Origin of the sequence: Janthinobacterium sp. BJB401 (genome assembly GCF_013372745.1) — a bacterium.
Taxonomy (GTDB): Bacteria; Pseudomonadota; Gammaproteobacteria; order Burkholderiales; family Burkholderiaceae_D; genus Janthinobacterium; species Janthinobacterium rivuli.
Window position 1 is genome coordinate 72,039 of sequence record NZ_JABXFH010000014.1, and the last position, 26,409, is coordinate 98,447.

General features: G+C 60.3%; 13 protein-coding genes. 5 read left to right on the plus strand and 8 right to left on the minus strand.

Annotated features, from left to right (window positions below):
- Nucleotides 1-13: 13 nt before the first annotated feature.
- Nucleotides 14-4,174, minus strand: coding sequence for a YhdP family protein (locus tag HWE17_RS11845; RefSeq protein ID WP_369681725.1), 4,161 nt, complete (start codon nt 4,172-4,174; stop codon nt 14-16).
- Nucleotides 4,175-4,373: 199 nt separating this feature from the next.
- Between HWE17_RS11845 and glnE the strand changes: the two genes are divergently transcribed.
- Together glnE and HWE17_RS11855 are read left to right on the plus strand one after the other, a co-directional pair.
- A complete protein-coding gene (gene glnE, locus HWE17_RS11850) occupies nt 4,374-7,187 on the plus strand; it encodes a bifunctional [glutamate--ammonia ligase]-adenylyl-L-tyrosine phosphorylase/[glutamate--ammonia-ligase] adenylyltransferase (RefSeq protein WP_081922856.1) in 2,814 nt (937 codons plus the stop codon).
- A 13-nt stretch (nt 7,188-7,200) separates the two neighbouring features.
- Nucleotides 7,201-7,983: a YoaK family protein gene (locus tag HWE17_RS11855; protein ID WP_176388871.1), complete on the plus strand. Its 783-nt coding sequence runs from the start codon at nt 7,201-7,203 to the stop codon at nt 7,981-7,983.
- 49 nt (nt 7,984-8,032) lie between these two features.
- Here HWE17_RS11855 and gap read toward each other — a convergent pair whose 3' ends face one another.
- Nucleotides 8,033-9,043 (minus strand): type I glyceraldehyde-3-phosphate dehydrogenase, encoded by a 1,011-nt coding sequence (gene gap, locus HWE17_RS11860; protein WP_010395244.1) that lies wholly within the window; start codon nt 9,041-9,043, stop codon nt 8,033-8,035.
- A gap of 76 nt (nt 9,044-9,119) precedes the next feature.
- Complete coding sequence (gene tkt / locus HWE17_RS11865) at nt 9,120-11,117, minus strand: transketolase (protein WP_176388872.1); 1,998 nt, start codon at nt 11,115-11,117, stop codon at nt 9,120-9,122.
- A 196-nt stretch (nt 11,118-11,313) separates the two neighbouring features.
- On the opposite strand from tkt, the gene HWE17_RS11870 reads away from it, so the two are divergent.
- Complete coding sequence (locus HWE17_RS11870; RefSeq protein ID WP_176388873.1) at nt 11,314-12,039, plus strand: 16S rRNA (uracil(1498)-N(3))-methyltransferase; 726 nt, start codon at nt 11,314-11,316, stop codon at nt 12,037-12,039.
- 246 nt (nt 12,040-12,285) lie between these two features.
- Here the strand turns inward: HWE17_RS11870 and HWE17_RS11875 are convergent, their stop codons facing one another.
- Nucleotides 12,286-15,342, minus strand: coding sequence for a TonB-dependent receptor plug domain-containing protein (locus HWE17_RS11875; RefSeq protein WP_035825154.1), 3,057 nt, complete (start codon nt 15,340-15,342; stop codon nt 12,286-12,288).
- Nucleotides 15,343-15,565: 223 nt separating this feature from the next.
- On the opposite strand from HWE17_RS11875, the gene HWE17_RS11880 reads away from it, so the two are divergent.
- Complete coding sequence (locus HWE17_RS11880) at nt 15,566-15,799, plus strand: hypothetical protein (RefSeq protein WP_176388874.1); 234 nt, start codon at nt 15,566-15,568, stop codon at nt 15,797-15,799.
- A 1,169-nt stretch (nt 15,800-16,968) separates the two neighbouring features.
- On the opposite strand, the gene HWE17_RS11885 is transcribed toward HWE17_RS11880, so the two are convergent.
- On the minus strand, nt 16,969-19,836 hold the full coding sequence (locus HWE17_RS11885) for a TonB-dependent receptor (protein ID WP_176388875.1): 2,868 nt from the start codon (nt 19,834-19,836) through the stop codon (nt 16,969-16,971).
- Between the two features lie 787 nt (nt 19,837-20,623).
- Here HWE17_RS11885 and HWE17_RS11890 point away from each other — a divergent pair.
- Nucleotides 20,624-22,252, plus strand: coding sequence for an NAD(P)/FAD-dependent oxidoreductase (locus HWE17_RS11890; RefSeq protein ID WP_176388876.1), 1,629 nt, complete (start codon nt 20,624-20,626; stop codon nt 22,250-22,252).
- Nucleotides 22,253-22,267: 15 nt separating this feature from the next.
- Here the strand turns inward: HWE17_RS11890 and HWE17_RS11895 are convergent, their stop codons facing one another.
- From HWE17_RS11895 to ntrC, 3 genes are all read right to left on the minus strand, one after another.
- Nucleotides 22,268-23,641, minus strand: coding sequence for a GAF domain-containing sensor histidine kinase (locus tag HWE17_RS11895; RefSeq protein WP_176388877.1), 1,374 nt, complete (start codon nt 23,639-23,641; stop codon nt 22,268-22,270).
- Nucleotides 23,642-23,775: 134 nt separating this feature from the next.
- The gene (corA, locus tag HWE17_RS11900) at nt 23,776-24,741 is read right to left on the minus strand and encodes a magnesium/cobalt transporter CorA (RefSeq protein ID WP_034760218.1); all 966 of its coding nucleotides are present in this window, start codon (nt 24,739-24,741) and stop codon (nt 23,776-23,778) included.
- A gap of 142 nt (nt 24,742-24,883) precedes the next feature.
- Nucleotides 24,884-26,374 (minus strand): nitrogen regulation protein NR(I), encoded by a 1,491-nt coding sequence (gene ntrC / locus HWE17_RS11905; RefSeq protein ID WP_176388878.1) that lies wholly within the window; start codon nt 26,372-26,374, stop codon nt 24,884-24,886.
- Between the last annotated feature and the right edge of the window lie 35 nt (nt 26,375-26,409).

Here is a 26,409-nt window from a genome sequence, read left to right on the forward strand (position 1 = left end):
TCGAACGCCTCGCCTATTTCGCCACGGCCTCCACGGCTGCGGCGGCAGGCACGGCGACAGGATCCAATTTACCACCATCGAGCTTGGTCACGACGGGCGATTTCCACGGGCCGGCGATCTGCATGTGGTAGGTAAGCGCCTTCATCACGGGTGCGCGCAGGAACAATTGCGCGAGGAAACTACCCAGGCCGATGACGGGGTTGACGGCCAGCGCATACACGAGCGGCCCCGTGCCCAGGTTAAATTCCGGGATCACCACCACGTGCAGATTCGTCGTTTCATTGGCGATGTCGGCCGTGCCATCCATCAGCACGGTGGCCGCCACGCCATGCATCTTGAGGTTGTCGGTGGTCACGACACCGCGTTTGATGCTGGCATTGGCCGTGATGCCGTCGAAGGCCAGGCCTTCGGAAAACACGTCGTGAAAATCGAGTTTCAGCAAGCGGGGCAAGGCTTGCAGGCTGAGCACGCCCAACAGCTTGGCCGCGCCCGGATCCTGCTTGAGGAACTGGCCCGACTCCACGTTCATCTCGATCTGCCCCGACAAGGTGGGGATATCGAGCGAATACGGCAAGCCGTTCCAGGCGATGTCGCCGCTCAGGCGGCCCTTGCCGCGGCGCACCGTGTCGGCAAAGCCGAAGCGGTCAAGCAACTTGCCCGCGTCGACGATATCGAGGCCAAAGCGCAGGCTGGTCGTGCTTTGCCCATCCTTGATGACCCATTTGCCATTGCCGCTCAGGGCGCCATCGGGATTCGATAATTGCAGCTTGCCCACGCGCCACTCGCGCCCGCCCGCCGCCATGGTGTTATAGGCTTGCAACTCCAGCCGGCCGATCTTCTTGTTGAACAGCTCGAATTGCTCGGCGACGATATCGAGCGAAGGAATCGACTGGGCGCCGCTCTTTCCCTCCAGCAAATTCTTCACGTCGTTGGCGGCCGACTCCGGAATGATCAGGGACGACAGGCGCGCCGTCATCTTGCCCAGGCCCGACGGCGTTTCCAGCCAGGTCACATAGCCCGACACTTGTTTCGCATCAATATTGGCTTGCCACACATCCTTCTGGTGCGTGGCGCCCACCACCACGTTTTCCAGCTTGCGCTCGCCCAGCATCAATTCGCTGGCACGGGCCGCCATCATGTCCGGCACCACATATTGGGCGATATCGGGCGCATCGTCGGCGGCGCCGCTGTCGGCGGGCGCCGTGGCGCTGCCGGCGATCTCGCTGCCGGCGGCGATCCAGCTGTCCACGTCCAGGGTTTTCATATTGACGTTGAACATCATGCCGCTGTCCGGTTCCGGCGCTGGCACATTCACGCCGATGCCGCCGCGCACCAGGCGCCAGGCGTCCTTGCCCTGCTTCTGGCGCTGGTAGCGCGCGGCGATGCCGGATCCCAGCGCGATGCGGATATCGTCCGTGCGCAGACCCGCGCCATTGGCCGCATTGCCCATCAGGGTAAATTTCACGGGCAGGCTGTCGCCGGCCGGTTTTTTCAGGGGGGCGGGGAAATCCAGGCCCAGGCCCGTCAGCGGCGACTCGACATTGACCACCACCTGATGATCGCGCGCCGTGATCAGGCCGCTGTAACGGGCGCCGCCACTCAAGTGTTTTGCCAGGCGCTGCAGCACGGGCGCCGGATACGTCTTGCGCAAGCCATCGATGGTCATGTTGCCGGCAATCTTGACCTGGATGGTATCGTCCGCCTGCGTGCCGCCCGAAATGGCCAGCGGCCCGCCCAACAGGCTGCCGTTCAAGCCATTCAGGTTGACGCCCTTTTCAGTGAATTCGATCTTGCCCTGCGTGCCCAGCACGGGCGGCATGTCGTGGAACAGCACCACGTCGTTGCCCGCCAGTTGCAAGCTGCCCTGCACGGTCGACTCGAGCATGCGCTCTGTCGGCAAGTGCAATTTGAGCGCCAATTTGGCGTTGCCCGTCGCCGTCGTTTCATCCGTGAAATGCTCGATCCAGCCCAGCACGGGGCTGGCCGTCACGTACTTGAGGAATTCCTGCATCGGGCCAGCTGCGTTGCCTTCAATATCGAGCAAGGTGTCGAAGACGGTCAGGTCGGGGATCACGGCTTTGACATTCGTCAGGGCCACGCCGCCCGTGGTGGCCGTGTCGCCGCGAATTTCCATGCGCGCCCGTTCAAACACGAAACTGCCCTTGATCTTTTCCGCCTGCGGCCACAAGGGCGCCTTGCCGGCCAGCGGACCGCTTTCCGCAAACTCACCGGGCGCATAGTTCAGGGTGCCATTCTCGATCTTGCCAGCCACGCGGAAGTCGCCGCGATTGCGCTGGGCCGGCGTATCGCCCTTGAAGGGGAAATGCTCGAGTTCACCGCGCAGGCGCAGGCTGACATCGCTCGCCACGCCGCCTTCCAGCGCCCCCGTCAGCCAGTGGCGCAGGTGCTCGGGCGTTTGCAGGGGCAGGTAGCGGCCGATGGTGTTGATCTGGAAATTGTCGATGCTGCCCGTTAAGTCGACCTGGCCCAGATTCTTGCCATCGAGCGGCAAACGCTGCGAGCCATGCAAGGCGACTCGCATGCCTTGTTGATTTAAATCAAGCCTGTCCAGGTCGACTTGCAGCATATTGTCTGCTTGGAAAGCCCAGCGTGCCTCCATTTCGAATTGTTCGAACGGCAAAGCGGGCTCACTCAAATAGGAGGCCAGTTGCAATACCAGTCCCTGTGCATCGATATCGATCTTGCCGCCCTTGTCACTGGCGTCGAGACTGCCAGTCAAATGATCGAAACCGGGGATAGCCGGTGCAGCCGCCTGCGCGGGGCTGGTCGCCGTCTTCGCCACAGCCAGGCGCGCCGGCTGCGCATTCAGCCCAAGATCGATGAGCTTGCCGCGCAAACGGTAGCTGGCCGGCGTCGCCATCTCGCCTTCCCATTGCGCCGAGAAATCCTGCAAACGCCCGCGCGGCGCCAGGGCGTCGAGGCGCTGACGCTGCTGTTCGCCCAGCGGCAGCTTGTCGGCCAGCGCGGCCAGGGTGTGCAGATCGAGCGACTTGGCCGTGATTTCCGTGCGCGCCGGCTTGCGTTTGGTGGCGGCAACAAAGCGTTCGGACAGGGTCGTGGGCGGCAGGCTGAGGCCATCTCGGGTTTCCACCGCGAAATTCGTCAACTCGACCTGGTGCCCATACGCGCCAAACGTCGGCTTGCCGTCGGGCACCTGCGCCGACAGTTCTTCTTTTGCCGAAATGCGTCCGCTGACGGACAACAGGTCGAGCGGCGCGATATGCTCGCCCAACTGCGCCGTCACATCCGTCAAGCCGACGTCGGCCGTGAAGCCGGCCAGGCGCGCGTGATCCAGGCTCAACCAGGCGCGCAGGGCGCCCTTGCCCTGGCTCAGTTCGAACGGGTAATCGAGGTAGCGGCGCCAGGCGGCCAGGTCGGCATTTTTCAGGTCGGCGTACAGCTCGCCTTTCCACATCGACACGTCGGAGATGCGCGTACTGAAAGGCGGGTGCGTGAAGTGAGCGCGCACATCGATGGGCGCGGCCAGGCTGGCCGGTGGCGTGGCTTGCAAGCCCAGGCGGTGGCTGCGCCAGCGGTTGCGCAGCAGCACGTTGACCTGCGATAAAGCCAGCTCGGGGGTGCCGCGCGCTTCATCCGTCCAGCGCACCTTGCCGTCGCGAATGATGATGTCATGCTGCGACAGCAGCCAGTCGGCGCCCTTGCCATCGCTGCCTTGCGTGCTGTCGATCAACACCCCGGCCACGTACAGCTTGCCATCCTTGCTGCGCCGCACGTCCAGGTCGGGCCGCGTGATTTCCAGGGTTGTAAAACGCACGGAACCGAGCACGCTCCACCACGACACGGTGGCCGAAATGCTCGGCAGGCTTAGCGCCTGGCGCCCCGCCTGGTCGCGCAGGGTCACGTCGCCGAGGAAAAGATTCGGCCGCACGCCATGCCACGAGGCATAAATACGCGCAATGCTGACAGGGTTGCCCAGCGCGCGGCTGGCCGCCCGCTCGATATCGCCTTTGTAATAATCGATATTCGGCAAGATGGCGTAGCGCAGGAACAGGAATAGCACGGCGAAGGCGAAATACGCCAGCAGCACCAGTTTGATGGTAAAACCCAACACATGATGGGTAGCCAGATTGGCCATGCGATAGGCGGCACGCAGCCGCTGCCAGCGCAGGGCCAATGGCACATGTTCTGTCACGCTTGCTTCTGGCGGTTTTTGCATCAATAAGCTAATAAACTGGCCCGGCGTCAAATAATGGCAAAAATCGTCTGCATTCGTGGTACGCACCCACATCCCCGCGCTTGCGTCTGAGCAAAGCCTCCCTTACCATCGTCCGGAAGAGCACGTACTGCCGGCGGTATGCTGCCAGCGGCACAATTTTACCGCATCCCCCGCCATTCGCAGCCAAGTTAAACAAGAACATGCACGCCGCATCCACGAGACAGTTACCGATACCATGAGTACACAGCCTTTGATTTCCGCCTCCCGTTTCTACCAGCGCTGGCTGGACGCCGCCCCCGAGCGCGCCGCGCAGGTAGCGCAACTGGTGCGCGCGCCGCTGGACAAGCTCGACTTTGCCGCCGAGCTGGCCGCCCAGGCGAACGCCGCCACGCCGCCGCTGCCGCCCGAGCGGGCCATGCGCCGCCTGCGCAACCTGCTCGTCTGCGGCCTGATCGCGCGCGATCTTGGCGGCCAGGCAGACTTGCACGAAGTCGTCACGGCCATGACGGGCTTTGCCGATTTCGCCATCCGCACGCATGTGGACGCCATCATGGCCGAGATGGTGGCCCTGCACGGCATGCCTGTCGGCGAGGAATCGGGCGAGGAACAGGCCTTGATGGTGTTGGCGATGGGCAAGCAGGGCGGCGGCGAACTGAATGTATCGTCGGACATCGACCTGATCTTTGTCTACCCGGAAGACGGCGACACGCACGTCACCGTACCGGGTCAGCGCAGCCTGTCCAACCACGAGTTTTTCATTCGCATGGGCAAGAAACTGATCGCCGCCCTGGCCGAGATCACACAGGATGGTTTTACTTTCCGCGTGGATATGGCACTGCGTCCGAACGGCAACTCGGGGCCGCTGGCCGCTAGCCTCAGCATGGTGGAGCAATACCTGATCGTGCAAGGCCGCGAATGGGAACGCTACGCCTGGGTCAAGGCGCGCGCCGTGACGGGCAAGCCGGAAGACATTGCCTCGCTCGACGCCATCGTGCGCCCGTTCGTCTTTCGCCGCTACCTCGATTTCGGCGTCATCGACGCCATCCGCACCATGCACGGCCAGATCCGCGCCGAGGTCAACCGCCAGGAGCGCTTGCACCCGGACCGCAGCAACAACGTCAAGCTGGGCCGTGGCGGCATCCGCGAAATCGAATTCCTCGCGCAAGTGTTTCAGTTGATACGCGGCGGGCGCGACGCCGAACTGCGCGAGCGCTCCACGCGCGCCACCCTGCGCACGGTGGCCGACAAGGGTTTGCTGGAACCGGCCATCGTGGAACAACTGCTCGGCTCCTACACTTTCCTGCGCAACCTCGAACATCGGCTGCAGTATCTTGACGATGCGCAAACCCACACCCTGCCCGCGAATGACGCCGACCGCCTGACCGTGGCGCAGATGATGGGCTTGCCTGACACGGCCACCTTGCTGGCCCAGCTGGAAGCGCACCGCGTATTTGTCGCCGGGCAATTCGACGAAATGTTCAGCGACAAGAGCAGCGGCACGCCGCCGGCCGACACGGGCATCGACCCGCAGACGTCGAACGACTGCGCCGCCTCGGACCAGCAGGAAGCCATCGAAGCGCGCTTTGCCGCCCTGGGTTTCCATGAGCCGGCCGCCTGCGCGCGCCGCCTGCTGGCCACGTGGCAGGCGCCCCGTTTGCAGTCCTTGCCCGAGGCGAGCCGCACGCGCCTGGTGGCCCTCGTCAATTCCGCCCTGCCCCTGATCACCGATTGCTCCGTGTCCAACGGTAACGCCAGCCAGCTGGCCACCTTGGGCCGGCTGCTCGATTTCCTGGAAGCGATCGCGCGCCGCTCGGCCTATCTGTCGCTGCTGACGGAATACCCGCATACGCTCGAGCGCGTCGTGCGCATGGTGTGCGCCAGCGGCTGGGCCGCCACCTTCCTCACGCAGCACCCGATTTTGCTCGATGAACTGCTGGACGAGCGCATCCGCAATACAGTGCCCGACCCGGCCGCGCTGGCGCTCGACCTGCAGCGCCAGCTCGACGACGCGCCCGGCGACACGGAGCGGCAGATGGATATCCTGCGCGAAATGCACCATGCGCAGCTGTTCCAGTGCCTGGCGCAAGACCTGGCGGGTGACCTGAGCGTGGAAAAGCTGGCCGACTACCTGTCGCAGCTGGCCGACATCATCGTCGCCGCCACCGTGCAAGCCGTCTGGCAAACCTTGCCCACGCGCCATCGCGACGTGCCGAAATTCGCCGTCATCGCGTACGGCAAGCTGGGCGGCAAGGAACTGGGTTATGTCTCGGATCTCGACGTCATTTTCCTCTTCGATGACGACGACCAGGAAGCGCCCGGCCTGTACGCCAAGCTGGCGCAACGCTTCATTACCTGGATGACCTCGCACACCTCGGCCGGCATTTTGTTCGACATCGACATCGCCCTGCGCCCCGACGGCGCCTCGGGCATGCTGGTCTCCAGCGTGCAGGCGTTCGAGCGCTACCAGGGCAGCGCAGCCTGGGTGTGGGAACACCAGGCGCTCACGCGCGCGCGCTTTTGCGCCGGAGATACCACCATCGGCAAGCATTTCGAGCGCATCCGCGACACCATCCTGCGCAAGGAGCGGCCGGAAAACGGCCCGCTCAAGGGCGAAGTGGTGGCCATGCGCAAAAAGATGCTGGACGCACATCCGCCCCGCCCGGGCAGCTTTGATTTGAAGCAGGATCCGGGCGGCATGATCGACATCGAATTCATGGTGCAATACCTGGTGCTCCAGCATGCGGCGCAGTACCCGCAGCTGACGGCCAACTCGGGCAATATCGCCCTGCTGCGCCTGTGCGGCGAACTGGGGCTGATCGACGCCCAGCTGGCCGCCCTCGTCGCCGACGCCTACCGCGCGCTGCGCAAGCTGCAGCACCAGTTGCGCCTGCAGGGCCAGGACCTGGCCCGCGTGGAACCGGAGCGCGTGCGCGTGCATGCGGATAATGTGATGCGCCTGTGGCAAGCCATCTTCGGCGCCGTTGCCTGAGGCCGGCCCGGGCATGCCACTCCATTACCTGTCCCGGCTGAGCGGATCGGCGCGCGATACGCAAGCCAATCTGCAGCTGGGCTGCGTGCTGGCGCTGGTGGCCGGCGCCGTGAATGCGGGCGGCTTTCTTGCCATCGGCGGCTATACCTCGCACATGACGGGCATCGTCTCCGGCATGGCGGACGACCTGGCGCTGGGCAATATCACCGTGGCCCTGGCCGCGCTGGGCGCCTGGCTGGCCTTTGTCAGCGGCGCGGCAGTCACGGCCATCATGGTGAACTGGGGCAAGCGGCGCCGGCTGCACAGCCAGTTTGCCGCCAGCCTGCTGCTGGAAGCGGCCTTGCTGCTGCTGTTCGGCTTGACGGGCAATTACCTGGCCACCATGCCCGACGTGCTGGGCCCCGTCACCATCTTGCTGCTGTGCTTTGTGATGGGCTTGCAGAACGCCATCATCACCAAGATTTCGGGCGCCGTCATCCGCACCACGCACGTGACGGGCCTGTCGACCGACATCGGCATCGAACTGGGCAAGATGGCGTATTACAACCGGCGCCACCTGCCGGACCGGATGGTCAAGGTGAACCGCGGCAAGCTGAGAACGCACAGCCTGCTGATCGCCTGCTTCTTCATCGGCGGCGTCAGCGGCGCCCTGGCCTTCAAGCACATCGGCTTTCCCGCCGCCACCATCCTGCTCGCCGGTGTACTGACCCTGCTGTCGGGCGTGCCCGTGCTGCGCGACTTGCGCCTGCTGTGGCGTTTTTACCGGCGCCGTTTCTATTCGCACAGCCATAAATGAAAAAACGCCCAGGCAACTACCTGGGCGTTTTTCTTATGCGGTCAAAAAATTACTTGGCCGACATCAGTGCGACGGTGGTGTCGAGCATGCGGTTCGAGAAACCCCACTCGTTGTCGTACCACGACGATACTTTCACCAGGCGGCCCGACACTTTGGTCAGGGTCGAATCGAAGTTCGACGAAGCCGGGTTGTGGTTGAAGTCGATCGAGACCAGTGGTTCGGTCTGGTACGTCAGGATGCCTTCCAGGGCGCCTTCCGACGCGGCTTTCATCAGGGCGTTGACTTCTTCCACGGTGGTGTCGCGCTTGGCGATGAACGACAGGTCGACCAGCGACACGTTGATGGTCGGCACGCGGATGGCGAAACCGTCCAGTTTGCCATTCAGCTCAGGCAGCACCAGGCCCACGGCGGCAGCGGCGCCCGTCTTGGTCGGGATCATGCTCATGGTGGCCGAACGGGCGCGGCGCAGGTCTTCATGCATCACGTCGGACAGCACCTGGTCGTTGGTGTAGGCGTGCACGGTGGTCATCAGGCCCGTTTCGATGCCGATGGCGTCGTTCAATGGCTTGACCAGCGGTGCCAGGCAGTTGGTGGTGCACGACGCGTTCGAGATGACGGTGTCGGTCGATTTCAGCACGGAGTGGTTCACGCCGAACACGACGGTCGCATCGACGTCCTTGCCGCCTGGTGCCGAGATGATGACTTTTTTCGCGCCGCCCTTCAAGTGAGCCGAAGCTTTCTCTTTGGTGGTGAAGAAGCCCGTGCATTCCAGCACGACGTCCACGCCCAGCTCGCCCCATGGGATTTCAGCCGGGTTGCGCTGTGCGAATACGCGGATCGGATCGCCATTGACGATCATGTTGTCGCCTTCGACGGTGACCGTGCCTGGGAACTTGCCGTGCGCGGTGTCGTAGCGGGTCAGGTGGGCGTTCGATTTGGCATCGCCCAGGTCGTTGATGGCAACGATCTGGATATCCTGTTTCTTGCCGCCTTCGTAGAAAGCGCGCAATACATTACGGCCGATGCGGCCGTAGCCATTGATTGCAACTTTGATCGTCATACTCTGCTCCTGATTAAAAAAGAAGGTACATGCACGGCCCCGGCGAGCACATCGCCAGGGCCGTTAGAAATCAATATTAGCCGGCGATAACGGCTTTCACCTTGGCGACGACGTTGTCGACCGTGAAGCCGAAGTGCTTGAACAGCACGCCAGCCGGAGCCGATTCGCCAAACGTGTCGATACCGACCACGGCGCCTTCCAGGCCCACATATTTGTACCAGAAGCTGGTCACGCCCGCTTCGATGGCCACGCGCGGCACGCCTTTCGTCAGCACGCTGGCCTTGTAGGCGGCGTCCTGGCGGTCATACACGTCGGTCGACGGCATCGACACCACGCGCACGGCGATGCCTTCGGCAGCCAGCGCGCTGGCGGCGGCGACGGCCAGTTCCACTTCGGAACCGGTGGCGATCAGGATCGCCTTGGCGTCCGCCACGTCGTTCAGCACATAGCCGCCGCGGTAGATGTTCTCGATCTGTTCGGCGCTACGTTCTTGATATGGCAGGTTCTGGCGCGAGAAGATCAGGGTCGACGGGCCATCCTTGCGGCGCACGGCGGCGCCCCAGGCAGCGGCCGACTCGACGGTGTCGCATGGACGCCAGTTGTCCAGGTTCGGGATCAAACGCATCGACGAGACGTGCTCGACCGATTGGTGCGTCGGACCGTCTTCGCCCAGACCGATCGAGTCGTGGGTGAACACAAAGATCGAACGCAGTTTCATCAGGGCAGCCATGCGCAGCGCATTGCGGCTGTAGTCGGAGAACGTCAGGAACGTGGCGCCGAACGGGATGTAGCCGCCGTGCAAGGTGATGCCGTTCATGATGGCGCTCATGCCGAATTCGCGCACGCCGTAGTTGATGTGGTTGCCAGGCTGGCCCGAACGCACGGCCACGCACTCTTTCCAGTTGGTCAGGTTCGAACCGGTCAGGTCGGCCGAGCCGCCCAAAAATTCCGGCAGGGACGAAGCCAGTGCCTGGATGGCGTTCTGGCTGGCCTTGCGGGTGGCGATGTTTTCTTTCTTCTCGACGCAGGAAGCGATGGCGGCGCTCAGGGCCGCTTCGAATGCCTGCGGCAAGTCGCCCTGCATGCGGCGCGACAATTCAGCGGCTTGCTGCGGGAATTCCTTGCCGTAGGCGGCGAAACGCTCGTTCCAGTCTTTTTCCAGCAGGGCGCCCTGCTCTTTCGCATCCCAGGCGGCGTACACGTCGGCCGGCATCTCGAATGGCGCGGCATCCCAGCCGATGTATTCGCGCACGGCGGCGATTTCCTTGTCGCCCAGCGCGGCGCCGTGGACCTTGTCGCCGCCCTGCAGGTTAGGCGAACCTTTGCCGATGATGGTCTTGCAGCAGATCAGGGTAGGCTTCGATGCGGTCTTGGCGGCGGCGATGGCGGCAGCCACGGCGGCAACATCGTGCCCGTCGACGGCGCGGATGACGTTCCAGCCGTACGCTTCGAAGCGCGCCGGGGTGTCGTCCGTGAACCAGCCTTCGACTTTGCCGTCGATGGAAATGCCATTGTCATCGTACAGGGCGATGAGTTTGTTCAGGCCCAGGGTGCCGGCCAGCGCGCACACTTCGTGCGAAATACCTTCCATCAGGCAACCATCGCCGACGAAGGCGTAGGTGTAGTGGTTGACGATGTCGTAGCCAGGCTTGTTGAATTCAGCAGCCAGCAATTGCTCCGACAGGGCCATGCCGACGGCGTTGGCGATGCCCTGGCCCAGCGGGCCGGTAGTCGTTTCAATGCCTGGCGTGATATCGACTTCCGGGTGGCCCGGGGTTTTCGAATGCATCTGGCGGAAGGCCTTGATGTCTTCCATCGACAGCTCGTAACCGGTCAGGTGCAGCAGCGCGTAGTGCAACATCGAGCCGTGGCCGTTCGACAACAGGAAACGGTCGCGGTTCTGCCATTTTGGATTCGCGGGATTGTGGCGGTAGTGACCACTCCACAGGGCAACTGCGATCTCGGCCATGCCCATCGGCATGCCTGGATGGCCGGAGTTGGCCTTTTGTACAGCGTCCATTGCCAGTGCGCGGATCGCATTGGCCATTTTGGTAGTCGGGAGCGTAGTTGTCATGATGGTGTGGGTCAGTCGCGAGTTTGGGATTCGTTTGCAACAGCACGGACAAGAAAGAACCCAGGCCGGCTGCTTTATGTAGTCAACTATTTTACCAGACTAGGGGGCCGCAAATTAGAATTGCGGCGTACTGGCCAGCCAAATGGCTATACTTTGACGTCTTTCCACCCCACATATACCCCCGTTGAGGATTTGCATGCCGCGTTTTTTCTGCCCCCAGCCGCTCGTTGCCGGCACCACCATCGCCCTGCCGGAGGCTGTCGCCCACCATATCCAGGTCGTGCGCCTGGCGCCGGGCGACGTCATCACCCTGTTCAATGGCGAAGGCGGCGAAGTGCAGGCGAGCCTGGTGGCGATTGCCAAGCGCAGCGTGACGGCTGACATCCAGACGCACGTAGCGCGCGAAGCGGAGCTGCCCTACGCCGTGACCCTGGCGCAGGCGCTGCCGGAAGCGTCCAAAATGGACTGGATCATCGAAAAAGCCATCGAACTGGGCGCGGCGGGCATCGTGCCGCTGTCGGCGCAGCGCTGCGTCGTGCGCTTGTCCGCCGAGCGGGCCGAGAAAAAACTCGCGCATTGGCAAGGCATTATCGTTTCCGCTTCGGAACAAAGCGGGCGCAACCGCCTGGCGCAGCTGGCGCCATTGCAAGATTTTAATAGCTGGAGCCGCCAGCAAGACTTACACAAACGCATCATCCTGACGCCGCGCGCGGAGCAGTCGCTGGCCGACTGGGCCCGCCACCAGCCGCCGCAGGCCATCACCGTGATGGTGGGACCGGAAGGCGGATTTTCGGAAGCGGAAGAAAAGGCGGCCCTGGCCGCCGGCGCCATCGGCTTGAGCATGGGCCCGCGCATCCTGCGCACGGAAACGGCGGGTCTGACGGCGCTGGCCACCTTGGCGGCATTGTGGGGCGGGATGTAGAAACAAGCCGTACCTGCGTTTTTCTGGCTGCGGCAAGCATTTGCCTCTCTGCCTCATTGACGCAGCATCTCCGTACCTCGTCAGCCCGGCCCCCATGGCAGGCGGCGGCACAAAGCGCATGCAAAAAAACACCCCGCAAGTGTCGCCACTTTGCGGGGTGTTTTATTTTGCCATCGAACCGCTTGCGCAGGACGCTGGCTGAACAGTCAAGCCAACCAAAAGGTCAACTCAAGCTGTCGGGTTGCATCAGAACTTGTGGTTGTACTCGACCGACAATTTGACCGTGCGTGCTGCTTGCAGGGTACGGTATTCGTCGTAGTTAGCCAGAATGCCGGTACCGCTGCCATCATCGTAGGTTTCTTGACGAGCCGTTGCCGTTTGCGAGTTGGTCACGTTGAACACGTCAACTTTGAACTCGACACCTTTCAGTATCGATGGCTTGTAGGCCACGTTCATGTCCAGGCGTTTCTCGTATGGCATACGGCCAAGGCTGCCACGTGGGGTCGGTTTGCCGCCGCAGAAGTAGTACTCTGCGCCGTAGCCAGGACCGCCGAATGGATTGTCTTCGCCAGCATCGGCAACCGGGTTGGTGCCCAAGCAAGTTTTCGGACGACCCGATTGGATCAACAGATTGGCGCCAACCGACCACTCGTTAGTGAACTCGTAGTAGCCGAATGCTTTCAACTGATGACGGCGATCGTTCGGCAGCAAGCCCATCGAATCCGGAGTGAACTCGGGGAAGTCCCAACCAGCCGAGGTACCAACGTCGGTTTGACCGGTATCGGAACGGGTTTGACCTTCCATGTTGCCGTAGCTACGCGACCACGTGTAGTTGATCTTGCCATACCAGCCATTGCGGAATGGATGTTCGGCAAACACGTCCAGAGCAGCGTACGTACGTTTCACTTTCGGGAAGCCCAGTTCTTCTTTGGACAGGTGCACGTAACGGCCACTGCCATCGGAACCGTTCAGCCATACCGTTGCATCTTCGCCCGGATTGAAGATGAAGCAAGGAATATCCGTAGCGGTAACAGGAATACCGTTTTTGGCGGCATACGCGCGCAGCGGACGGGTATCGCAGCTATCATCGATACCGGCGCCCAGTTTACGGTAGGTCGCCTTGGCGCCGAAGTTCAGGCTAGGGTTGTAGGCCTTTTCAAAGCCCAGCGTGATTTCATCCTGGTAGTTAGGCTTGAGATCTTTGACAACAACACTGCGCACATCCTTGCGTTGGCCGTATTCATTGTCTGGCGAGATCGGGGTATTGATAGCAACCAGGCCCGTAGGCTGGCCTTGAGCGTCGATACCGGTATAGGTAAAGTCTTGCGTAATCAAGGTCGAACGGCTGGCGGCACGTGCAGCTACCTGGGTAGGCAATTGCAGGTGATAACGACCGGCGCTACCAAATACCTTCATCGAAGCGTCACCAAAGACGTCCCACGATGCGGCCAGACGCGGAGCGATCTGGTTTTTCACATCGATGAACTTCTCGCCGTCGCCGTTTTTGTTGGTGTATTGCTCATTACGCAAACCAGCCGTGATCAGCAAATTCTTGGTTACTTGATAACGATCTTCCAGGTATTGCGCCGATTGGGTTGCCGAAGCATCCGTCACGCTGGAGAAGTCCGACAGGCGTGCGTAGAAACCGCGCGTGCCGTAACCACCGAAATCACCGACCACGCCAGGACGACCGCCCGACAGGTTGACCGGTTTATTGGCATTAGCCGCACCTACAGTACGATAGCTCCACGAACCGCCACCAGCACGGAACTGGCCAGCGTTAACGGAATCGATTTCGTTGTGATCGACACCGACACGCAGGGTATGGCTACCCAGCTTGTATTCCAAGTCGGCACGGAAGGATTTCACCTTATCGCTACCAGGCTTGGTGATGTTGCCGGTCGCACCCGAGTATTTTTGGTAGCTGCGGTACAGATTCTGCGCGTCCAGCTCCGGTACACGACCAGCCACCGTGGAAGTGACCGAACGCAAGATGCCGTTCACGTCATAGTCTTCGTACGTGGTGCTGCGCGGTGCCTTGGAGATACCATACAAGGTCGTGAAGACCAGATCGTCGGTGAGTTGGCCCGTGTACTTCAGCGCATTCGACTCGGCACCGTTACCGCCGCCGTTCTTGTCGTTCTGTTCCGAGTACTTGACGCCGGTCGACTTGAACGTGTCGGTGTTCAAACCATACGCACGCTGGCGGTCTTTGGTGGTATCGCCGATCGAAGTCCATTCCAGGCGATGGTTATCGGTGATATTCCAGTCAAATTTGGCCAGGTAGCGGGTTTGCTCGACACGGCGGTCGGCCCAGCCATCGCGCGCCAGGGTGGTGCTGGCGGTGCTGTTGGCGATGCCGGTCTTGGTCGCGGTTTGATCCACGGCGACAAACATGAACAGTTTATCTTCCACGATCGGGCCACCCACGTACGCGCCGTAGTAGTTCTGCGTGCTCTGGCTGGTGTCACGACGGAAATGCAGCTTGCCATCCGTATCCGGATTCTCGCCCGTGTTTGGATAGTTGATATTCTTGGAATCCGAACGCATCGAGTTTGGCGTAATGGCCGCTGTTGCGCCAAATTCCCAATTATTGGTACCGCTCTTGGTCGTGACGTTGAGCACGCCACCGATGGAGCGGCCGAATTCGGCACCGAAACCGCCGGTCAGCACTTGCGCTTGAGCAATCGCACCAAACGGCAATTCCGACGAGCCGAGCTGAGTCAACGGATTGGTGACGGGGAAACCGTTGACATAGAACGCATTTTCCGACGCGCCGCCGCCGCCGATACTCGTGCCGCCATAAGCGGAATCAGCACGCGTGGTGTTCGGCGCCAGCAAAATGATCGAACTCAAGTTCGTGGCAACTGGCAACTTATCCAGTTCCTTCGCGGTGAAGATCGCGCCATTGTTGGTATTCGAGACATCGATACGGTTACGGCGGCCAGTCACTTGCACGGCCTGTACTTTGGAACCGAAGGATGCATCCACACCCTGGCCAATCACAACATCCGTTTCCTTCGATTCGATCACCTTGCCGTCGCGAATCAACTCAACTTTGTAGCGACCGATAGGCAATGCCGTGACCGTGTAGCGACCACCGGCCTCTACCGCAACGGTACGCTTCAGTCCCGTATCCAGATTTTGCAGCGACACGGTCGTGCCGGCAGGCGCCTCAACCGTACCGTAAATCGTACCGGATGCATTCGACTGTGCCATGACAGGCGCTACGACCATCGTGGACATGGCGCCGGCACTGAAGGCCAGCGCCAGGGCACGTACTAAAACAGTTTTTCTCAACATGTGGTTTCCTAATTATTAGATTAAGCGTCTCTGGTAGAGTTGCTTGGTAAATTTAAGCACTAAATCATGTTTAATACGTTTTTATTTCCGGTTTTAGTTTTTAATGATTTGACACTCCCCCAACCACTGATATGGCAGGCCTCAGACAAACGGGAAAAACCTACTTGCCTAAGCGATACATAAAACCATAGGCGATTGTTCACTGTCAACACAGGGGAGAAAGATGATGCAAACAAACAACAATTTAAATAAACCGGGAAATATGGAACGATCTAGTCAAAATGGTGCGGCGACGCACCATTTTGATGCAGTGCAGAAAAACAGAATAAGAATATGTGAAAAAAATGCTTTGAGTCCGTGCATTATGACCGCGCACCACAGGCATAACGCGGCAAGCAGCAGCTATGCTGCACCGCACGTAGCCCTTGAAACGGCATTTTTCAGGCCCTTGCCATGACAGGAAAAACGTTGCATTCCAACAACGCATTGTGAAATTAATTTGCCGAAACATTGGATTTTCAATTACATTGAATAGCTGCACTCAAAAAATATATATCTTAAGTGGATGTTTTTTTGAAAATTGCCATCAAAGAAAAATATAAGCAAAAGAAATTTATATTCATATTTGAAAATCGAATATCAAACATATACATTTGCCGTGATCGATTCCCGAAAAAATAAATAATCTCGGCGGCATAAAAAATATTCAATCCGGAAACAACAATAATAACTCGTAATATGACTGCGGCTATCATCGAAAAACTCCGCACTAACGCCGTGCGCCGGTTATAGAGCAGTGTCATTTCGATGCATATGCATTTTATGGCGGGTCAGGACATGCTGGCGCAGATGACGGCGTCAGCAGACGCAGTGCTGCCACACCTCGACGCCACCCTCCTTACGGCGCAACAGCCCCCCCCCACACACACAGAAGCCTCTGCAATATCATCTTGTCCACTCAACTCAATAGAAAAATTGAGAAATTGCCTATACATCTCCATTTTTACGTTCTTATCACTTCCTTTAAATTGGCTAATAAGCAAGCGAACTGCCGTGGATAACATGCCACGGTGAAAGATATTCAGCATACTCGGGATCGACATTTGAAAACTGGCAAGACTGTCTGACTTCAACAATTCTCGACCGGTTCAGCCAGCCACATTGCCTGTGCGATCCAGCCTGCGAAACGATGGACCAGCGCACCGGTATGGTGCACTGCAGTAGGGTGCCAGTGCGCTTGGCACCGGCGTCAGACTACCGATAAATAGCGTCCTGCACCTTGCTTGCGTGAGGCTTCCCTGGCTCTGCGCTGGATACGCAACCAGGTAATTTTCGAGATGCCACAGCATGCGGCCCCGCATCTTGCGTATCGGCGGCGCCAGCTGCCCTGGCCCGTGCCAAGCAGCGACACATTGCGCGGCAATGTGCTGCAAGACCTTGTGGTTCGACTACGAAATGACCCGCTGACATCGGATTCCGTGCGCGAGGCATTTTTGAAGGCAACGTTGGGAGCCGTTCCACACTTGACGGTGACATCAGCTAAAAAAGGGCGGGATGACTCTTCAGTCATCCCGCCCTTTCGAAGAACGGTGGCGGCATCGCTGCCACCTTGTTCACCTTGCTATATTAGAAGGTGTATGCCAGACCCAGGCTCACGAAGCGGCCAACAGCGCCCGCTTGGTGCAGCGATGCATTGTACGTAGTTTGTACAGTGGCATTACCATATGTGCTCAGGTCAAACGGTGGCTGACGGTCGAACAGATTCAGTATCGAACCTTTCAATGTCAGGTTCGGGCTCAACTTGTACTGGATGTTCAGGTTGGTCGTCGTGAACGATGGCACGTGGCAATACTGCTCAGGCTGTTTAAGGTTCTGGTAGTAAGGCCGGCTGGTGATGACAGCCGATGCGGTGGAGCAATCGGTAGCACCAACCGATGGGTCCAGTGCCGAGAAGCTGCTGGTGTAGTTCAGCGTGGCATTCACGTCCAGCGGACCACGGGTCCAGCCCAGGCTCAGCTGTGCACGGTCTTTCGGCGAACCGGTTGCACCGGAAACCACCGTCGGGCCTTGGGTACCGGCCAGCTGGTAGGTCACGCCAGCTACGGTTTGCTCGTAGCTGATGGTGTGGGCATAGCTCAGGTTGGCGCGGATGATACCGTTTTCGGACAGGTTCCAACGGTAGCCGATATCGGTTTCCACGCCGGAGGTCTTGGTCGAACCACCGTTGATGTAGGCCGATTCTGCGAACAGAATAGGACCAACCGATGGGGTACCCTGGGCAACACCCGTGCCTACGCCAGTAGCGATGTCGATCGGCACGGCAGCACCACGCACAAACGTCTCGCGGTAGGTAGGATCGTTACCGGCGGCGGTCACGATCTGGTTACGCACTTCGATGTTGTAGTAGTCGATGGTCGCGTTCAAGCCCTTGAATGGCTGGAGCACGGCACCCAAGGTGTACGATTTCGATTTCTCTGGCGACAGGTCCTTGTTTGGACGCTGTACGTACGTAGGCTGAATGTTGCAAGAGCTTGGTACGTTGCCAGCGGTGTACTGCTGGCCGTTGGCGCACAGGATAGGGTCGTTGATACCGTGGTACAGGAAGAACGAACCCGAGTTGCCTGTCTCTGCAGGGTTAGGCGAACGGAAACCACGAGCAAAGGTACCGCGCAATGCGATTTCCTTGGTCGGCGTCCATTTCAGCGTTGCTGCCGGGGTGAACGAGTTGTTATTATCAAAACTATCATAACGGCTCGACAGATTGAACTCGACATTTTTCACCGGAATTGCTGCCAGCTCGGCGAAGATTGCCTTGTTGGTCTCTTTACCAAACACGAAGGCCGACGTCGAACCAACCTGACCGTTCAAGGTCAGTGGCGACGGTGGCGCATCCCAGGTACGTTTGTGCCAGTGGGCGCCGACAGCCAGTTTCAACGGGCCTGCGCCCAGTTGCGGCATCAGTTCGCGCGAACCGACCACATCGATGTAGTTCAACTTCGATTCCAGCGTATTCGAGAAGCGTGGCGACACTTGGTCGATCAGCTGTTGCGAATTACCTCCCACTGCATTCCACGCACCGGAGCGCAGCAAGCTGTACAAGGCGGCACGGTCAACAAAACCACTGTAATCAACTTCTGCCTTGGACTTGGTCAAGCCGCCTGCCAGTTGCAGGTCCCAGCCCATCGCGGCACCAGTCAGGTCGATCGCCAGACGGGTGGTGGTCGCGGTGTTGCTCTGTTGCGAGTTGCCGTCCAGGCCAGGAATGTAGCCATACAGACGTGCATTGTTGGCGAACGGGTTGGTCACGTTGGCGCCGACAGCTGCACCGGGAGCAAACGTGGTGCTAGGCATGGCGCCGAAACCTGGGATCAGCACGCCATTATTATTGACGTTGGTACCGGCAAACGAGGTCGGCGAATAGGCTCCTGGCAAGCCGCGATTGTTCAGGTTATCACGCTGGAAGATCGAAGCCTTGACCGACATTTCCCAGTCTTGTGGCAGCTTTTTGGTAAAGCCGACCAGCAAGTTCTTGTTTTCGGTTTCAGGCTGGATGAATGCATACTTGTCTTCCACCGCGCAGCCGCCGGCGCGGTATGCAGTGTAATTACATTTTGGATCCAGGAAGACGAAGTTGGCCGCATTTTGCGCGCCGCCAGCACCCGTGGAGTTGTACAGGAATGGCGAGTTAGCTGCGGTCAGGAAGCCGTTACGGGCGGTTGGCACACCAAAAGTCAGGTTCTGACCACCACGTGCGCGCCAGTCCGGCTGGGCCCAGGCGTACTGCTTGCGGTCGTCGACCTTGATCGCACCTTGGCGACGCCATTCGGCGGTAGCGAAAACGTTGTAGCCATCGGTGTCGAGATCACCGAAACCGGTGCTCAACGAAGCGCGGTTGGTCGTGCCGCCGCCATGTTCCGTGGTGCCGCTGTCAGCCGAGAAGCGGGTACCCGTGAAGTTTTTCTTCAGCTTGATGTTGACCACGCCAGCGACGGCGTCCGAACCGTACAGCGAGGAAGCACCGCTTTTCAGTACTTCGATACTATCGATGGCATCGAATGGAATGTTGGAGACGTCAACAAAGGAGCGTTGCGAATCATCACCGATCGCGTAAGGCGACATGCGGTGGCCGTCGATCAGCACCAGCGTCGAACCCACGGTCAGGCCGCGCAGCGAGATGCCCGATGCGCCGTTGGCGAATGCGCCAGAGAAGCCCGTGCCAAGCGTGCCAGCACCGTTGGAGGCCAGATCCTGCAGCAACTCGGCAACCGAGGTTTTACCACTGCGCTGGATTTCGGCGGCAGTGATTACCTGAACTGGTGCAGCGGTTTCGGTATCAGTACGGCTGATCAGCGAACCGGTCACCATGACGCGTTGCACAGGTTCGCTTGCAGCGGCTTGTTGAGCCATTGCAGGGGAAATGGCGGCAACGGACAGTGCGCCACTTGCAAAGACTTGCAAGATTGCAACTGGCATAGGTTTGATACGTAACTTCATGTAAAAAACTCCTTCTGGGCATGTGCCTGAATTTTTGTAAGGAAACCCTTGGGTAAAGATTTTCCAGATAGATGTATCAACACATTACAAATGTGACGCAACCTCTACATGGAACCATATGGCACGGAGCAATGTCAATTTATTAGGCAAGGCAAATACCTTTAAAGCAATAACATAATTTGGACAATCACTCTCTATGCCGAGACTTATTTGGCAATAACGCGAAAACCATCAAAATTAGTGCGTATCCGCCTTTTTTTCACGCAATGATATTTATATTGCAACGCAACAAAAATTGATTGAATATTTATAAAACACTGTTACAATTTTTTCCTGTTTTACGCTTTTTGCCTGTGTTGTCATCTGGAAAGGAAACCACTTTCTCTACTCAATGATGTTTGTGCAAATGCAGCAAATGAGAGACTGACAAAGCCGGTGCGCGACGCCAAACGCGCTTGCGATAAAATGTTGTTTTTTCGCAGCAGCAAGATGCTGTGCGCTACCGGAGCGCCCTGCTACCGGCACCAGGACAACATTTCCCGCACTCCTACAACCCTCACCATTGGACTGCCTGCGCTTAACAGCCAGGAACGTCGCTGACAGTTACATTTGCACTGATACAGAGCTAACATTGTGATTTCAAAAAATCCGGCGTGTAGTGGCTTCCAGGGCCAGGTCACAGGCAATCCATTGCATGTCAGAAGGAGTAAAATGCCGCCTTGCGCCGCGCCACGCGGCTGCCCACTCTCCGCTAGATACGGAGCCCTGCACTTTTCGGATAGACACCATGTTGCGACTCAACGAAGTAAAACTCCCCCTCGAACACGACGAAGCGGCCCTGCCTGCCGCCATCCTGGCGCGCCTGGACATAGCCGCCGCCGATTTGCTCGGCTTTACCGTCTTCAAACGCAGCTATGACGCGCGCAAGCGCAGCGCCGTGGTGTTGATTTACTCGCTGCATGTGGACGTCAAAAATGAAGCGGCCGTGCTGGCGCGCCTGCAGCACGATGTGCACCTGATGCCCGCGCCCGATACCGACTACAAATTCGTCGCCGGCGGCGAACAGCTGGCCGGCCACAGCACTGAACCGCGCCCCATCGTCATCGGCACGGGTCCGTGCGGCCTGTTCGTGGCGCTGATCCTGGCGCAGATGGGCTTGCGTCCCCTCATCCTGGAACGGGGCAAGCAGGTGCGCGAACGCACGGTCGACACCTTCGGCTTCTGGCGCAAGCGCGAACTGAATCCGGAATCGAACGTGCAGTTCGGCGAAGGCGGCGCCGGCACCTTCTCGGACGGCAAGCTGTACAGCCAGATCAAGGATCCCAAGCACTACGGCCGCAAGGTGCTGACGGAATTCGTCAAGGCGGGCGCGCCCGAGGAAATCATGTATGTGAGCAAGCCGCACATCGGCACCTTCCGCCTGGTCAAGATGGTGGAAGAAATGCGCGCGAACATCGAGCAACTGGGCGGCGAATACCGCTTCAGCAGCAAAGTCGTGGATCTCGACATCGTGCCGGGCAGCGATGGCGGCCAGGTGCGGGGCGTGGTGCTGGACAATGGCGAAACCATCGCCAGCAACCACGTCGTGCTGGCCATCGGCCACAGCGCGCGCGACACCTTCGAGATGCTGCACAAGCGCGGCGTGTACATCGAAGCGAAACCGTTCTCGATCGGCTTCCGCGTGGAACACCCGCAATCGCTGATCGACAGCTGCCGCTTCGGCCCCAGCGCTGGCCACCCGATCCTGGGCGCGGCCGACTACAAGCTCGTGCACCACGCCAGCAATGGCCGTTCCGTCTACAGCTTCTGCATGTGCCCGGGCGGCACGGTGGTGGCTGCCGCCTCGGAGCCGGGCCGCCTGGTGACGAATGGCATGAGCCAATATTCGCGCAACGAGCGCAACGCCAACAGCGCCATCGTGGTCGGCATCACGCCGGCCGACTACCCGGGCGACCCGCTGGCCGGCATCGCCCTGCAGCGCGAATTGGAAGAGCGCGCGTTTGCCTTGGGCGGCGGCAACTACGATGCCCCGGGGCAATTGGTCGGCGACTTCGTCGCTGGCCGCGCCTCGACGGAATTTGGCAGCGTGGTGCCGTCGTACAAGCCGGCCGTACACCTGACGGACCTGGCGCCATCGCTGCCAGAATACGCGATCACGGCGCTGCGTGAAGCGTTTCCGGCGTTCAACAAGCAGATCAAGGGCTACTACAAGGCCGACGCCGTGCTGACGGGCGTGGAAACGCGTACCTCGTCGCCGATCCGCATCAAGCGCCGCGACGACAACCTGCAAAGCCTGAACACGCGCGGCCTGTTCCCGGCTGGCGAAGGCGCCGGCTATGCGGGCGGCATCCTGTCGGCGGCCGTCGATGGCATCAAGGTGGCAGAGGCGGTGGCGCTGTCGATGGCCGCCGCCTGAGGTCCGTACAGCAGATCAGGCTGCCAGCGGTAGCCTGATCTGTATATGGCAGCCGGGTGTGCTGTCGATGGCGCACACCTGGCCGCCCAGTTGCTGCACGATCGTGTAGACGATGTGCATGCCCAGGCCGGAGCCGCCCTGGCCCCGCTTGGTGGTGAAAAACGGTTCAAACATGTGTTCGCGCACGGCCGGCGCCAGGCCGATGCCGTCGTCGGAAAATTCCAGCAGCAGCCAGCGCGCAGCCGCCTCATCGCCGTCCGCCTCGATGCGCGCGCGTATCGTGATGCGTCCCGGCCCGCCCTGCGGATAGCCGTGGCGGGCGCTGTTCATCAACAGGTTCGAGAGGATTTGCGACAGCTTGCCGGCCGCCAGGCGCACCTGGCAATCGGGCGCGATATCGAGTTCCACGCCCAGCGCCGCCTTGCGCAGTTCCGGGCTGTGCGCCGACACCAGGCCGTGCACGTAGTCGTGCAGGGCCAGGTCGGCCACGTATTCGCTGACCTGATCCACTGCCAGCTGCTTGAAATTGCCGATCAGGTCGGCGGCGCGCGCCAGGTTGCGCTCGATCAAGGCCGCCGCGCCTTTCAGCGACTCGGCAATGTCGATCAGTTCGGCGCGGCTGACCTTGGCGCCGCCCAGCAGTTGCACCAGTTGGTCGGCATAGCTGCCCATGCTCGACGCAGCCGTCAGCGCCACGCCGATGGGGGTGTTGACTTCATGCGAGACCCCGGCCACCAGCGAACCGAGGGCAGCCATCTGCTCCTGCTCGATCAGGTTGGCCTGCGCCGCCAGCAGCGATTCGCTGCGCTGGCGCACGATTTCTTCCAGCTGCCGGGTGCGTTCCTGGTGCTGCAGCTCGGCCGCGCCGCGCGCCGAGAAGATCGACAGCAGCAGCAAGGCCAGCAAACGCTTGTTTTCATCGATGGGTCGCGTGTCGATGGCCGACAGGATGCCCAGGGTTTTGCCATCGGTATCGATCAGCGGCATGCCGACATAGCTTTCGGCCCGCATGTCGACCAGGAGGCTATCGAATGGAAAGCGACGCTGGATGTCGCTGCCGTGAAAACACATGCTCTGGCAGGTGACGTCCTGGCAAGGCGTGTGCTGCAGGCTGTATTCGATATTCGGCTGGTAGCCATCGCCGCCCCACAGGGCCAGGGTGCGGATGCCTTCGCTGCCATCGTCCAGGCGCACCAGGCGCCCGGCGATCACATAGTGCACGTCGAGTGCTTCGGCCAGGTCTTTGACGAGAATGCGCAGGAAGTCGTCGCCACGGGCGTGCGCCGTCGAGGCGGTGATCGAGCGCAGGGCCGCTTCCGCCAGGGTGCGCCGCTGCTCGGCATCGAACAGGGGTTCTTGCGAATTCACATCAAACAACGGAATACTCATGAATGCTCCTGCACGGCACCGCAAGCGCAGGCACACCTGCCGGCGCGGCGACTCTCAGCCATGGCCCGCCCCAGCGGACCTGCCGCGATTGTACCCCTGGCTATTGCTTAATAATACAGATACACAGGAATTTTTTACAGCCAGCCGGAACGCTTGAACAAGTAATACATATAACCGCAGACACAGCTCATCACTGCCACGGCGGCCGGATAACCGTAATGCCAGTCCAGCTCCGGCATGAACTTGAAATTCATGCCCCAGATGCCGGCAAACGCCGTGAACACGGCAAAAATAGCGGCCCAAGCCGCCAACTGCTTGTTCACCTCGCTCTCGTCGATGGCCACCATCGACAGATTCACCTGAATCGCCGTGCTGATCGTGTCGCGGATGGTGTCGAGCGTGCCGTTGATGCGCGCCAGATGGTCGTGCACGTCGCGGAAATACTCCTGGGTATCATGGCACAGCGGCGGCACCCGTCCGCCGTGCAGCTTGCCCACCGCTTCCATCAGGGGCGCCACCACATGGCGCAAGACCATGACCTTGCGTTTCAACTGGTACAGCCGTTCGATATTGTCACGCTCGGTGCCACGGTCGAAGATGCGATCCTCGATCAGTTCCAGCTCCGATTCCAGCGCGTCGAGCACGGGAAAATAACGGTCGACGACGGCGTCCATCAGCGCGTACAGCACGAAGGCCGAGCCCTGGCGCAGCAAGTGCGGTTCGCGCTCGGCACGCGCGCGGACACCGAGAAAACCTTGCGAGCTGTTGCTGCGCGACGAGAGCACGTAATTGGCGCCGACAAAAATGTCGACTTCGCCCAGCACCAGTTCGTTCTCGACCATTTCCACGGTTTTCACGACGGCAAACAGGGAATCGCCATATTCCTCGATCTTCGGCCGCTGGTGGCCCCGCTGCGCGTCTTCCACCGCCAGTTCATGCAGGCAAAACTCGTGCTGCATCTGTTTCAGTTCGTCCGGCGTGGCGTCGAGCAGGGCGACCCAGACGAAACAATCGGGGCGCTCGACGTAATCGCTGATATCGTCGATCGGCAAGTCGGCCAGTTTTTTGCCATCCTGGTAGGCCACGCAGTTAATCAGCATACAGTTCCACAATGAAAGTTAAGACCGGACGAAACAGTCCGGCAGGCGCCAGCTTACCTTATCGCCTGCAGTGCGTGTTGTGGCGTGCAAGGGACGCCGTGCGGAAAAGCGGACGGAGCGGACGCTCCGTCCGGAAGACAGATCAATCGTCCTTGGCGCCGTCGATGCCCAGTTCGGAGATCTTGCGGGTGATGGTGTTGCGGCCGATACCCAGACGCACGGCGGCGTCGTTCTTGCGTCCGTGCGTATGCTTGAGCGCCGTCTTGATCAGGGCCGACTCGAATTGCCGCCCCAGCACGGCCATGACTTCCTGCTGCCCCGCGCCAAGCATGCCCGCCGCCTGCAATTCCAGCAAGCCGATCCAGCCCGGCGGCGCGCCATTGGCAGGCGCGGCCGCTTCGAACACCTGGCCACCGTGCGGATGCGCAACATTTGCTGGCGCCACGTCAGCGGACGCCACCGTGGCAGCGCCGTCGCCCTGTCCCTGCGTCAATTCCAGCGGCAAGTCCTTGATTTCCACCGTCTGGCCCGGCGCCATGACGGTGATCCAGTTGCACAAGTTTTCCAGCTGGCGCACATTGCCGGGCAAATCGAGGCTGCTGAGGAACTGCATCGTCGGCTCGCTCATGCGTTTGGCTTCCACGCCCAGCTGACGCGCACTTTGCACCAGGAAGTGGCGCACCAGGATGGGGATATCCTCGCGCCGCTCCCGCAAACTGGGCAGGCGCAGCCGGATCACGTTCAGGCGGTGATACAAGTCTTCGCGGAACAGGCCGTCGCGCACGCGCTGCTCGAGGTTCTGGTGCGTGGCCGTAATGACGCGCACGTTCGCCTTCATCGGCTGATGCCCGCCGACGCGATAGAAATGGCCGTCGGACAGCACGCGCAAGAGGCGCGTCTGCAGGTCGAACGGCATGTCGCCGATTTCATCGAGGAATAAAGTGCCGTTCTCGGCTTGCTCGAAGCGGCCCCGGCGCGTCGTCTGCGCGCCCGTAAACGCCCCGCGCTCGTGACCAAACAGTTCGGATTCCAGCAAATCCTTGGGGATGGCCGCCGTGTTCAGGGCAATGAACGGCTGCGCCGCGCGCGGGCTGTGCTTGTGCAGCGCGCGCGCCACGAGTTCCTTGCCGGAACCGGATTCGCCCGTGATCAGCACGGTGACATTCGATTGCGACAGCCGGCCGATGGCGCGAAACACTTCCTGCATGGCCGGCGCCTGGCCGAGGATTTCCGGCGTTTCCGACGGGCCCGATTCGACGCTGGTCTCGCGCAAACTTTCTTCCAGCGCGCGGCGGATCAGCTCGACAGCCTTGTCGATATCGAAGGGCTTGGCCAGGTATTCGAAGGCGCCGCCCTGGAAGGCTGCGACGGCCGAGTCGAGGTCGGAAAAGGCCGTGATGATGATGACCGGCAAGCCGGGAAAGCGCGACTTGACCGTCTGCAGCAATTCCAGGCCGGACGCGCCGGGCATGCGTATATCGGACACGAGCACTTGCGGCGTGTCAAATTCCAGCGCGGCGATGGCGTCGCGCGCATTGGCAAAACTCTTGGTGGCGAGATTTTCCCGCGCCAGGGCTTTTTCCAGCACCCAGCGGATTGATTCGTCGTCGTCAACTATCCAGATTGGCTTCATTAGTGTGTGCGTCCCGCAATGGATTTCATGGGTGG

Coding starts and splice junctions, on each gene's coding strand:
- HWE17_RS11855 (WP_176388871.1), top strand. CDS start 7,201: ATGCCACTCCATTACCTGTCCCGGCTGAGCGGATCGGCGCGCGATACG.
- gap (WP_010395244.1), bottom strand. CDS start 9,043: ATGACGATCAAAGTTGCAATCAATGGCTACGGCCGCATCGGCCGTAAT.
- tkt (WP_176388872.1), bottom strand. CDS start 11,117: ATGACAACTACGCTCCCGACTACCAAAATGGCCAATGCGATCCGCGCA.
- HWE17_RS11870 (WP_176388873.1), top strand. CDS start 11,314: ATGCCGCGTTTTTTCTGCCCCCAGCCGCTCGTTGCCGGCACCACCATC.
- HWE17_RS11875 (WP_035825154.1), bottom strand. CDS start 15,342: ATGTTGAGAAAAACTGTTTTAGTACGTGCCCTGGCGCTGGCCTTCAGT.
- HWE17_RS11880 (WP_176388874.1), top strand. CDS start 15,566: ATGATGCAAACAAACAACAATTTAAATAAACCGGGAAATATGGAACGA.
- HWE17_RS11885 (WP_176388875.1), bottom strand. CDS start 19,836: ATGAAGTTACGTATCAAACCTATGCCAGTTGCAATCTTGCAAGTCTTT.
- HWE17_RS11890 (WP_176388876.1), top strand. CDS start 20,624: ATGTTGCGACTCAACGAAGTAAAACTCCCCCTCGAACACGACGAAGCG.
- HWE17_RS11895 (WP_176388877.1), bottom strand. CDS start 23,641: ATGAGTATTCCGTTGTTTGATGTGAATTCGCAAGAACCCCTGTTCGAT.
- corA (WP_034760218.1), bottom strand. CDS start 24,741: ATGCTGATTAACTGCGTGGCCTACCAGGATGGCAAAAAACTGGCCGAC.
- ntrC (WP_176388878.1), bottom strand. CDS start 26,374: ATGAAGCCAATCTGGATAGTTGACGACGACGAATCAATCCGCTGGGTG.